The 12278-nt window shown below is 42.2% G+C and carries 10 protein-coding genes, 1 rRNA gene and 1 other annotated feature (1 of these 12 only partly in view); all 11 genes read right to left on the minus strand.

The genetic code is table 11. From position 1 onward, the window contains the following. Positions 1–209 (minus strand) — a binding site (T-box leader); it reaches 24 nt to the left of the window's first position. Between the two features lie 46 nt (positions 210–255). Further along, positions 256–1713, minus strand: a complete 1458-nt coding sequence (gltX, locus tag AC59HZ_RS28995; protein ID WP_496549206.1) for a glutamate--tRNA ligase — start codon at positions 1711–1713, stop codon at positions 256–258. A 50-nt stretch (positions 1714–1763) separates the two neighbouring features. Beyond that, positions 1764–2240 carry a 2-C-methyl-D-erythritol 2,4-cyclodiphosphate synthase gene (gene ispF / locus AC59HZ_RS29000; protein ID WP_496549207.1) on the minus strand — a complete coding sequence of 159 codons (477 nt, stop codon included), beginning with the start codon at positions 2238–2240 and terminating at the stop codon, positions 1764–1766. A 2-nt stretch (positions 2241–2242) separates the two neighbouring features. Then, positions 2243–2926 carry a 2-C-methyl-D-erythritol 4-phosphate cytidylyltransferase gene (ispD, locus tag AC59HZ_RS29005; RefSeq protein ID WP_496549208.1) on the minus strand — a complete coding sequence of 228 codons (684 nt, stop codon included), beginning with the start codon at positions 2924–2926 and terminating at the stop codon, positions 2243–2245. A gap of 199 nt (positions 2927–3125) precedes the next feature. After that, a complete protein-coding gene (locus AC59HZ_RS29010; protein ID WP_496549209.1) occupies positions 3126–4214 on the minus strand; it encodes a PIN/TRAM domain-containing protein in 1089 nt (362 codons plus the stop codon). A gap of 162 nt (positions 4215–4376) precedes the next feature. Beyond that, on the minus strand, positions 4377–5450 hold the full coding sequence (gene disA / locus AC59HZ_RS29015; RefSeq protein ID WP_496549210.1) for a DNA integrity scanning diadenylate cyclase DisA: 1074 nt from the start codon (positions 5448–5450) through the stop codon (positions 4377–4379). Between the two features lie 3 nt (positions 5451–5453). Then, the gene (gene radA / locus AC59HZ_RS29020) at positions 5454–6836 is read right to left on the minus strand and encodes a DNA repair protein RadA (protein ID WP_496549211.1); all 1383 of its coding nucleotides are present in this window, start codon (positions 6834–6836) and stop codon (positions 5454–5456) included. A 114-nt stretch (positions 6837–6950) separates the two neighbouring features. Beyond that, complete coding sequence (gene clpC / locus AC59HZ_RS29025; protein ID WP_496549212.1) at positions 6951–9392, minus strand: ATP-dependent protease ATP-binding subunit ClpC; 2442 nt, start codon at positions 9390–9392, stop codon at positions 6951–6953. A 4-nt stretch (positions 9393–9396) separates the two neighbouring features. Next, complete coding sequence (mcsB, locus tag AC59HZ_RS29030; RefSeq protein WP_496549213.1) at positions 9397–10479, minus strand: protein-arginine kinase McsB; 1083 nt, start codon at positions 10477–10479, stop codon at positions 9397–9399. Positions 10480–10483: 4 nt separating this feature from the next. Then, on the minus strand, positions 10484–11032 hold the full coding sequence (gene mcsA / locus AC59HZ_RS29035) for a protein-arginine kinase activator protein McsA (protein WP_496549214.1): 549 nt from the start codon (positions 11030–11032) through the stop codon (positions 10484–10486). A 25-nt stretch (positions 11033–11057) separates the two neighbouring features. Further along, positions 11058–11519, minus strand: coding sequence for a CtsR family transcriptional regulator (locus tag AC59HZ_RS29040; RefSeq protein WP_496549215.1), 462 nt, complete (start codon positions 11517–11519; stop codon positions 11058–11060). A gap of 493 nt (positions 11520–12012) precedes the next feature. After that, positions 12013–12129, minus strand: a 5S ribosomal RNA gene (gene rrf / locus AC59HZ_RS29045). Positions 12130–12278 lie beyond the last annotated feature (149 nt).

Raw genomic sequence — 12278 nt, forward strand, 5'->3', positions numbered from 1 at the left:
CACTCTGATTAGACTGTAAGCTAATTCGCTTACTAATCTCACTCTTACTTGTTAACGGAATTGTTCCGCCCAAATCTACTGGAGTCGACTCTTTCGAACTGGGGCTCAGAGGTGCATTTCAATCAATGAGAGGCTTAAACCACTTTCAGCCGGTGATGGTTCTCTCTTAAAAGCATCATTTTTCTACTTTTCCTCTTCGTCGCTTTATGATATAAAAAATTCTTACATATACTATATTACATTTTGTCTCTAATGTTAACTAATAATTTTATTAATTCTCATTTGGACTTTTTGCTTGCCCAAAAGTTCAATTGCCTGTGGAAGATCTGGTCCGTGGGTTTGACCTGTAACCGCTGCGCGAATCGGCATGAACAGATTTTTTCCTTTTTGACCAGTGGATTTTTGTACAGCCTTCATGGCTGCCTTAATTCCATCCGCCTCGAAGCTTTCGAGTTGATCGAGTTCATGGGAGAATGCCTTTAATACTTCCGGAACCTGCTCACCTGTAAGTATTTCCTTTGCATCATCCTCATATACTGCCTCGTCTGTAAAGAACATATCAGACAGCTCGACGATTTCGGCACCAAAGCTCATTTTCTCCTGCAGAAGGGCAACTAAGCCATGTACCCAGTTTCGCTCTTCTTCGGGCAGATTCCCATTGATGCGCCCTCCTTTAATTAAATGAGGCAGCGCCAGTTCCATAACCCGATCCACTTCAACCTTTTTCATGTATTGATTGTTCATCCAGGTAAGCTTTTGCTTATCAAATAATGCCGGTGATTTTGAAAGTCGGTTTGCATCAAAAATTTCAATAAATTCAGCCTTAGAATATAGCTCCTCTTCACCTGCTGGAGACCAGCCGAGCAAGGTAATAAAGTTAAATAATGCTTCCGGCAAATAGCCTAATTCCTCGTATTGCTCAATGAATTGAATAATCGATTCGTCGCGCTTACTTAACTTTTTGCGGCTTTCGTTGACAATTAAGGTCATGTGGCCAAAAATAGGCGGTTCCCAGCTTAATGCTTCATATACCATCAGCTGCTTCGGTGTGTTAGAAATATGATCATCTCCGCGAAGGACATGAGAAATTTCCATTAAATGATCATCAATGGCAACGGCAAAGTTATAGGTAGGTGTTCCATCTTTTTTGACGATAACCCAGTCACCCATTCCTTCTGATTCAAAGGAAACGACGCCTTTAACCATATCATCAAAGGTATAGGTTTTTCCTTCAGGAACAGCAATACGGATGTTTGGCTCGCGGCCTTCGCTTTCAAGCTGCTGACGCTCCTCTGGAGTCAAATGATGGCACTTCCCGGAATAATGCGGAGTTTCGCCTCGTTCCGTTTGAGCTTCCCGCTCCGCTTCAAGCTCTTCTTCCGTGCAATAACATTTATAAGCATGACCTTGATTTAATAATTGGTTGTAGTATGTTTCATAAATATCGTTTCTTTCAGATTGACGATAGGGCCCATAATCGCCGCCCACATCGACACTTTCATCCCAATCCATACCAAGCCATTTTAAGTATTTTAATTGGCTTTCTTCTCCGCCCTCGATATTTCGCTTTTTATCGGTATCTTCAATCCGGATGATAAATTTCCCGCCTTTGTTGCGTGCGAATAAATAATTAAATAACGCAGTACGGGCGTTTCCGATATGTAAATGTCCTGTCGGACTTGGAGCATACCTTACACGAACTTCGTTTGACATAGCTATGATGCCTCCATGGTTAATTATTATAGTTTCAACTGATTATTTTATCATTTCTTTTTCAATAAAACTACTGCTTGGGAGGCAATGCCTTCTCCTCTTCCGGTGAAGCCGAGCTTTTCTGTCGTTGTTGCCTTTACATTGATTTGTTCCGGATCAGCTTCTAACAATTCAGCAATCCGTACGCGCATCTGCTCTATATAAGGAGCCATTTTCGGCTTCTGGGCAATAATTGTACAATCGGCGTTCACAAGCTCATAGCCTTTTTCCTTTACTAACTGCCATACATGCTCCATCAGCTTAGCGGAGTCTGCATCTTTAAAATTCGGGTCAGTATCGGGGAAATGCTTGCCGATATCCCCTTCTCCAATTGCACCGAGGCAGGCATCAGACACCGTATGCAATAATACGTCTGCATCGGAATGACCTAACAGCCCCTTTTCGTAGGGGATGGTAATTCCGCCAATAATAAGCGGCCGCCCCTCTGTTAATTGATGGACATCGAAGCCTTGACCAATTCGAAACATGATTAAAAACTCCTCTTTTTTAAAATAGCTTCTGCGAAAAATAAATCTTCCGGTGTTGTCAGCTTGATATTATCGTAATCGCCTTCGACCATAGCTACAGGATGGTTGAGGCGCTCCACTAAACTCGCATCGTCTGTGCCAAGAAACTGGTCCTTCTCAGCGTGATCATAGGCCTCTTTAAGTAGCGAAATACGAAAAGCTTGCGGGGTTTGCACGGCCCACAAGCTTGAACGTTCGACGGTTTCATTAACTATACCATCCTGAACCTTTTTCATCGTGTCCTTCGCAGGTACTCCGATAATGGCAGCACCTGTTTCTACCGCCTTCTCTGTTAAACGATGGATATGCTCTTTTTGAATAAATGGCCTTGCTGCATCATGAACAAGAATAACCCCAGCACTTTTCACTGTTTTCAGAGCATTATAGATACTATGCTGACGTTCCTTTCCACCAGGAACTAACTTGATAACTTTTTTGATTTTGTGCTTTTTTAACAATGCTTTAAATTCCTCTTCATCCTGAGGATGAATGGCGAGGATGATGCCGTTGCAGGCCTCGTCTCCATCAAACACCCTTAAGGTATGAATGAGAACTGGAATTTCATTAAGTGTGAGCAGCAGTTTATTTTTCCCTGCTCCCATCCTTTTTCCCTGGCCCGCAGCCGGGAGAATGACTTGGTAGGTCATACAAATCCCCAATCTTTATTGTCCAGCTCCAGCGCCTAGCCCCTCGAGGTCAAATAACCTTCGGCAATAAAAGTCAAAGTGCAGACTTTTCTTGCCGAGGAACATTTGCTTGTCGGGGCTGAACACTAAGGAAATCTCCTTAGAATATTCATCGCAGGAACAAGCTCTGCTTGTTCCGAAGGCGCTTCCGCTTTTCTGTTTACAAGGCTTTTTCTAATAATTTTGGTTTAGCAAAAATCATTCGGCCGGCAGAAGTCTGAAGGACACTCGTAACAAGAACCTCAATTCTTTTCCCGATATATTCTCTTCCTTCTTCTACTACAATCATGGTTCCATCATCTAAATAAGCAACGCCCTGGTGATATTCTTTTCCATCCTTGATTACTTGAACCGTTAATTCCTCCCCTGGAAGAACGACCGGCTTCACGGCATTGGCTAAATCATTAATGTTTAACACAGAGACGTTCTGCAATTCACATACTTTATTAAGATTAAAATCATTGGTAACAAGAATACCATTTGTTATTTTCGCCAGCTTAACAAGCTTTGAATCTACTTCACTGATCTCTTCAAAATCGCCCTCGTAAATCTCAACTTTAATAGCGAGTTCCTTTTGAATTCTGTTTAATATATCCAAGCCTCGTCGGCCGCGATTTCTCTTTAAGACATCAGAAGAGTCCGCAATATGCTGCAATTCCGCCAAAACAAACTGAGGAATAACAATCGTCCCTTCTAAAAATCCTGTTTGACAAATATCAGCTACACGTCCATCGATAATGACACTTGTATCTAATATTTTTAAAGGATGTTTAGCTTCTTTTTCGGTCTCTTCTTCGGCTGACTTTTTCTTGCTGCTGCCCTTTCCAAAAAGACCTAAGAGCTCATCCCGTTTTTTAAAACCGACTTGAAAGCCTAAGTAACCAAATAAGAGAGTCAGCAAAATGGGTGCAACCGCATTTAATACCGGCACCTGAACAGCATTTAGCGCAAAGCCGACTAAAAAGGCAACCAATAGACCAAAAATGAGACCTAGACTGCCAAACAGCACATCCGTAACAGGAATTTTCACCAATGAATCTTCAGCCCATGTAATAAAATTAAACACATAATCTACTGCCCAAAAGGTAATAAGATAAAAAATAATAGCACCTAAAATAGCAGTGACATAAGAATTATTAATAACGGGAATGTCATTAATATGAAGTAGATTGAACAAATTCGGTAAAAACAAGATCCCAAGCGTACCGCCTATTATGAGGAAGCAAGCCTGCACAATTCGCTTTAACATTCCTTCACCTCCTCTACTCATTATAAACAGATTCGTAAAATTGAAACCTTGAAATGTTGATTATTTTTCCAAATTGGAAAGGTCTTGAAATAAATTTGTGATGCTAAAATCTTACTCCTCATAGGGTAGCACTGGAAAATTTTTGTGTCAAATAATTACCAATTATAAATGGCGGACCGTGTAGAGCCGCTCTTTAATCAATTTAAAGCCTTCTTTAATTTTCTTGGCCCGAACCTCGCCAATCCCCTCAACTTCGTCCAATTCTTCAACAGTGGCGGAAATAATATTGGAAAGCTCATCGAAACAAGTGATGAGGTTTTCGATAATGATGGTTGGCAGCCGCGGTATTTTATTCAGAATCCGATAACCGCGGGGATTTTTATTTTCATCCAAATGAACATACCCTAGGTAGCCCATTAGCTTTAATAACACCATATCTTCAATTGTGCCGCTATTGGCCAGCACCTGCATCCTTTGAAGGACCTCACGGGCTTTCACATCGCGATCATTGGCATAGTCCTTGATAATCAACATGATTTCCTCTTCAAGTTCCGTCAAGATTTCATTCATTTGCAAGCGGATAAGCCTGCCTTCTGTCCCCAATTCATATAAAAAGGTTATTAGTTCATTTTTAATTTTTAACACCATTTCGAAACGATGAAGAACCATTAAAAAGTCATTATATGTAACTGATTCCTCAAACTCTAAAATACTTAAATTGGTAATACTTTGTTGCAATACCGCTTTATATTTCTCGAGTGTTTGAATCGCTTGATTGGCTTTGGTTAAAATGACCGCAATATCTTTTAAAGCATAACGGAAATTTCCTTGATACAAGGTAATCACATTCCGTCTTTGAGAAATCGCAATGACTAAAGTTTTCGTTTGTTTGGCAGCTCTCTCGGCCGTTCGGTGCCGCATCCCCGTTTCAGTCGAGGTAATATCCGCGTCAGGAGCCAGCTGGGCATTTGCAAATAGAATTTTATTTCCAGTTTCATTTAAAATAATGGCTCCATCCATTTTGGCCAATTCATATAAAAAGCTTGGCGAAAAAGGACAGTTGATTTCAAAGCCGCCATCGACAATACTTTTAACCTTGTCGTTATACCCAATAACAATGAGCCCCCCAGTATTGGCTCTCAAAACATTATCAATTCCTTCACGAAGAGGCGCACCTGGGGCAAGAAGCTGCAATACGTCACTAACAGTATGTTCGCCGAGCTTTTTATGATCCATCCGCTATCCCCCCAACGCAGCTTTTAGTGCTTCGCTTACCGAGGAAACACCAATTAGTTCGACCCCTGCCGGTCCATTCCAGCCGCTTAAATTATTGGCAGGAAGGATGACCCGCTCAAATCCAAGCTTTGCCGCTTCCTGGACACGCTGCTCGATTCTTGATACCCGTCTAACCTCACCGGTCAGCCCTACTTCACCGATAATGCAATCAGTCGGCCTGGTCGGTTTATCTCTGAAGCTCGAGGCGATGCTGACCGCTACAGCTAAATCAATCGCTGGCTCATCCAATTTTACGCCGCCGGCAACCTTTAAATAGGCATCTTGATTTTGCAAGAGCATTCCCACTCGCTTCTCGAGGACGGCCATTAATAGCGGCACTCGGTTATGGTCGATTCCGGTTGCCATTCTTCTTGGATTTCCAAAGCTTGTCGGCGAGATTAATGCCTGGATTTCTACGAGAACAGGGCGTGTTCCTTCCATCGAGGCCACCACCGTAGATCCTGCCGCCCCCCTTGAACGTTCTTCCAGAAAAATTTCAGACGGGTTTTCTACTTCCTCGAGACCAAACTCCTTCATTTCAAAAATTCCCATTTCATTTGTAGAGCCAAAGCGATTTTTGACTGCCCGTAATATTCGATACGTATGGTGCCGTTCTCCTTCAAAATAAAGCACCGTATCCACCATATGCTCTAACAGTCTCGGACCGGCAATGGAGCCTTCTTTGGTGACGTGCCCAACGATAAAAATGGCGATCCCTTTCGTTTTTCCAATTCTCATTAGTTCAGAGGTACATTCGCGGACCTGGGAAACGCTCCCCGGCGCTGATGTAATATCCGGATGGAACACAGTTTGGATGGAATCGATGATGACAAAACTTGGGTTTGTACTATCAATCGTTCGATTAATTTCCTCGAGATTTGTTTCTGCATATACCAGCAGATTTTCTGATTTGATTCCCAAACGTTCAGCACGGAGTTTTGTTTGCCTTAATGACTCCTCACCCGATATGTACAAAACCTGATTGCCTTTACCCGCCAGCTGGGAAGATACTTGAAGCAGCAGCGTTGATTTACCGATTCCCGGATCCCCGCCAATCAAAACTAAAGAACCCTTAACGACACCGCCGCCTAGGACTCGGTTCAGTTCATTTAAATCGGTAAGAATTCTTGGTTCACTTATCATTTCAATTGATGTGATCGGGGTTGGTTTTGAGAGGATCGTTGAAGTGCCTTGTGAATGGGCAAAAGCTCCTCTTCTATTAGCACCAGTTACCTCAACTTCCTCGACCATCTTATTCCACGAACCGCACCCCGGACATTTTCCCATCCATTTTGGCGATTCATAGCCGCACTCTGAGCACATAAACTTTGTTTTTCGTTTAGCCATTCCTTTACCTTCCTTACAACTGCAAAAATGAAAAAAGAGGTACACGGTTGGACTTTATTCACGTGTACCTCTACTTGAGTAACTACAGTTATTTTTTGCAGAACTTAATCTATTTTATTTCGTTAAGCTCGTTTTCTCAGCTGATTTAACAACAAATTCACCATTATCAACATCTATTATAGCATGGTGGCCTGTTAATAATGTACCTTTTAGCAGTTCCTCAGATAGACGGTCTTCAATATGTTTTTGAATCGCACGTCTTAGTGGTCTAGCCCCGTATTCTGGGTCATACCCTTCCTCTGAAATTTTGCCTTTTGCTGCAAGAGTTAATTCGATTGAAATATTTTGCTCCTTTAAGCGTTTGACTAACTGGTCTGATAAAAGAGTGACAATTTCGTCTAAATGCTTCTTCTCGAGTGCATGGAAGACGATGATTTCATCGATACGGTTCAAGAATTCCGGACGGAAGGCTTTCTTTAATTCCTCCATTACTTTCCCCTTCATATCCTTATAATCCTGGGCGCTGTCCTGAATATTAAAGCCGACAAATTTGTTGCGTTTTAATGCTTCTGCCCCGACATTGGAGGTCATAATCAAAACGGTATTACGGAAATCAACCGTTCTTCCTTTGGAGTCTGTTAAGCGTCCATCTTCAAGCACTTGAAGAAGGATATTAAATACATCCGGATGTGCCTTTTCAATCTCATCCAGCAAGATTACAGAATATGGCTTTCTACGAACCTTCTCGGTTAATTGTCCGCCTTCTTCATAGCCGACATAGCCTGGAGGGGAACCGACAAGACGGGAGGTAGAATGCTTCTCCATATATTCAGACATATCAATACGAATCATCGCATCCTCATCGCCAAACATGGCTTCAGCAAGTGCCCGTGCTAATTCCGTTTTTCCGACACCGGTTGGTCCAAGGAAGACGAAGGATCCGATTGGACGTTTCGGATCTTTTAGTCCTGCTCTCGCACGGCGGACTGCTTTAGACACCGCAATAACGGCTTCCTCTTGACCAATAACACGGGAATGAAGAACTTCCTCTAAATTTAGAAGTTTTGCAGTCTCCGTTTGTTGTAGCTTTGAAACAGGTACTCCCGTCCAGCTGGAAACCACGCTGGCGATATCCTCAACGGTTACTTCGTTATTTTCTTTTCCTTGTTTTTCTTTCCACGTTTTCTTCGTTTCTTCGAGCTGTTCACGCAGACGCTGCTCTGTATCTCTTAAGGAAGCCGCTTTTTCAAACTCTTGGCTTTGAACGGCTGAGTCCTTCTCTTTTCTGACATCTTCAAGCTTTACCTCTAATTCTTTTAAATTAGGAGGAGTGGTATAGGAACGAAGACGTACCTTCGAACCCGCTTCATCAATTAAATCGATTGCTTTATCAGGCAGGAAGCGGTCAGAAATATAACGGTCAGAAAGCTTTACCGCAGCCTCAATCGCTTCATCTGTAATCGATACACGGTGGTGTGCCTCATAACGATCACGCAGTCCCTCTAAAATTTGAATCGATTCCTCAGCCGTTGGTTCATCAACACGGATTGGTTGGAAACGACGTTCTAAGGCAGCATCTTTTTCAATATATTTACGGTATTCATCAAGTGTCGTAGCTCCAATACATTGAAGTTCACCACGGGCAAGCGATGGTTTTAAAATATTGGAAGCGTCAATCGCACCTTCCGCACCACCAGCTCCAATTAACGTATGAAGTTCATCAATAAATAGAATGATATTGCCTGCTTGGCGAATTTCATCCATTACTTTTTTCAGACGGTCTTCAAATTCACCGCGGTACTTCGTTCCGGCAACAACGGTTCCCATATCGAGGGTCATGACGCGCTTATCACGGAGAATTTCCGGCACTTCGTTATTCACGATTTGCTGGGCAAGCCCTTCAGCAATCGCAGTTTTACCTACACCAGGCTCACCGATTAAAACTGGGTTGTTTTTTGTCCGGCGGCTTAGTACCTCGATTACGCGCTGGATTTCCTTGCTGCGTCCAATTACTGGATCTAGACTTCCTTCTCTTGCAATCGCTGTTAAATCACGAGCAAGGCTATCAAGTGTCGGAGTATTAGCGCTTACTGCCCCTCCACCCTGATGTCCGCCAGATTCATTGCTTCCTAATAATTGAAGGACCTGCTGGCGCGCTTTATTTAAGCTGACACCAAGATTATTAAGTACTCGGGCAGCAACCCCTTCTCCTTCACGGATTAATCCAAGGAGAATATGCTCTGTTCCGACATAGGAATGGCCTAATTTACGGGCCTCATCCATGGAAAGTTCAATGACTTTTTTTGCTCTAGGAGTATAGTGAATAGTTTGAGACGTCTCTTGTCCTTTGCCAATTAAGTTTTCAACTTCTTTTTGGATTTTATCAGAACCTAATCCCAGGCCATAAAGGGCCTTTGCTGCGATCCCTTCTCCTTCACGAATTAACCCTAATAAAATATGCTCTGTCCCAATATTGTTGTGACCAAGACGAATGGCTTCCTCTTGTGCTAAAGCTAAAACCTTTTGTGCTCTCTCAGTAAAACGGCCGAACATCATACTCTCACTCCTCACCTATTTTTTCTTTCTCCAAATTTAGTCGTTCCCGTATTAATGCTGCGCGTCTGATATCTCTCTCATGAGGTCTTAATGGTCCGCCGGCATACTGCTGCAAAAATCCCGGCTGGGTTAATATCATTAATTCATTTAATATCGTTTTTGGCATATCATTGATATACCCCATATCTATTCCAAGCCGAACATCGGATAAACACTTTGCAGCTTCCTTTGATTCAATGATCCGGCTATTAGATAACACGCCCAACGAGCGGAACACCCTGTCTTCTAATTGTATGTTAGAAGTCTTTCGTAATGCTTCACGCGCCGACCTTTCTTGCGAAATTAACTGGCTGACAACGCCCATCAGGTCACGGCCGATATCCTCTTCCGATTTTCCTAATGTGATTTGATTGGAGATTTGAAATATATTCCCCAGCGCTTCACTTCCTTCACCATAAATCCCTCTGACAACCAATCCTAATTGGTGTATAGCAGGAATAATCCGGTTGATTTGCTGGGTTAACATCAGACCCGGCAGATGCATCATAACGGAAGCTCGGAGGCCTGTTCCCACATTGGTAGGACAGCTAGTTAAATACCCGTGTTTTTCATCAAAAGCATATCGAATATTACTCTCGAGCCAATCATCTATTTCATTCGCAGCATCCAGCGCTTCTGATAATTGCATGCCCGGGAACAAGCATTGTATTCGGATATGATCCTCTTCATTAATCATAATACTAACTTCTTCATTTTCGGTTAATAGAACTGCACCATATGGTGAATCTTCCGCTAAATGTGGGCTGATTAAATGCTTTTCCACTAGGACTCTTTTTTGGAGCGGCTGTATTTCATCAATTTTCAACAATTCCATTTGACCAAATTTTTGAAGCGGTGAAGTTTTTAAAATCTCTTCAATTTCTAAAATAATCCCTTTCGCTTCTTCGTGTGAAAATAAAGTTGGGAATCGATATTCATTAAAATTTCGGGCCAATCGGATTCGAGAACTTAGGACAATATCGGAATCGGGTCCTTCCGCACTCATCCAAGAACTGACCGCTTGATTAAGAAAACGTTCGAGTGACACGCCGTTATTCCCCTCCCTCTAGGCTGCCTGCTAGTTGTTTTTCTAGGTTCCGAATTTCATCACGAATCTCGGCAGCTTTCTCGAACTCTTCACCGATGATGGAATCTCTTAGTGCGTTTTTCAGCTCCTCTAATTGCTTGCGAAGATGAATTCCACCACCAATTCTTTTAGGGATTTTTCCGTTATGTGCCCAGTTGCCGCTGTGGAGACGCCCCAAAACAGGTTTAAGCTGTTCTTTAAAGGTTTCATAGCAATGTGCACAACCAAAACGGCCTACCTTTAAAAATTGAGGAAAAGTCATTGAACAGTAATCACATTGCAGGACTTCCTCCTGATGAAACGGGCTTTGGCTTGGCTTTTTAAAAGAAGGGTCGATATTTAATAATCCAGCTAACAGATTATTAAAGGCAAAACCCGATTCTCCATTAAAAATGAACATTTCGCCTTTTTCCTGAGCACATTTCTCACAAAGATGCACTTCTGTTTTTTCACCATTTATGATTTTTGTAAAATGAAGTGCTGCAGGCCTTTGGTTACATTCCTGACAAATCATACTTTCACCTCTCCAGCAGCTTGAGTTATTTATATTTTAAAGATGTTAACATAGCTTTTAGCATTCTGGCACGTAATTCGTCCCGGTATGGAAGATCAATATATAAAACAGACCGGTCAATGACACTTAACATGATCTTCGCTTCTCTTGTCGTTATGATTTCTTCCTGGACAAGCCTTAAGATGACGTCTTCGGCACTCGCTTGACTAATTCGTTTTTGGAACAACGATAGCAAATGGTCGATTAGATGGGCTAAATCATGAGATTGAACTTTCATGATTCGGATATAACCGCCGCCGCCCCGTTTGCTTTCGACAATATATCCTCTTTCGATGGTAAAGCGGGTATTGATAACGTAATTGATTTGTGAAGGGACGCATTGAAATTTATCGGCAATTTCACTCCGCTTTATTTCAACTAGATCCTCGTCACTCATTTCTAATACTTGCTTCAAGTATTTTTCAATAATATCGGAAATGTTCCTCATCTTCCCACCCCCTTTTGGTGGTTCTGACTTTGACTATATTTGACATAAATTATACTCACTTTTTTATCTAGATGCAACGATTCGTTACTAATGATTTTCTCCAAATTCTGCGGTTGGGAAACGTGTGAATTTTTATGAATGTTTGATTGGGTGTGGATTGGAGTTTCAGAACAGTCTTTGTGGGTTGAAATTAGTTTATCTTTCTTTAATTAGGATGGAAGATAGTTCAAGGGGGAGTAATGTTAGTTTTGTTCTTTCTTAGAAAGATGAAGGGTAGTTCGTGCGGCTTAATTATTAGTATGGGTAGAGGGTTATGGCTATTGTGGACTCGGCCTTCTATTTTTCCAGTGTCCGTGTACTCTATAAGGGCTATTGCGGACTTGGCCCTCCATTTTTCCAGTTCCCGTGTCCACGATATAGCTCAGTTTTCTTTTTGGATAAAAGTTTAATCCCAATACAAAAAGACAACCCTCTCGGATTGTCTCTTTTAATTGCCTGGCAACGTCCTACTCTCACAGGGGCGCGTGCCCCAACTACCATCGGCGCTGAGAAGCTTAACTTCCGTGTTCGGTATGGGAACGGGTGTGACCTTCTCGCCATAATTACCAGACTATTTTAATAAGGGTTCATTCCCTCAAAACTAGATAATGCAGAAGAAGTTTGTAAAAACGAGTTCACCTTAATGACTTGGTTAAGTCCTCGAACGATTAGTATCAGTCAGCTCCACACGTCACCGCGCTTCCACCTCTGACCTATCAA

The sequence above is a fragment of the Neobacillus sp. DZ-9 genome, assembly GCF_059587065.1.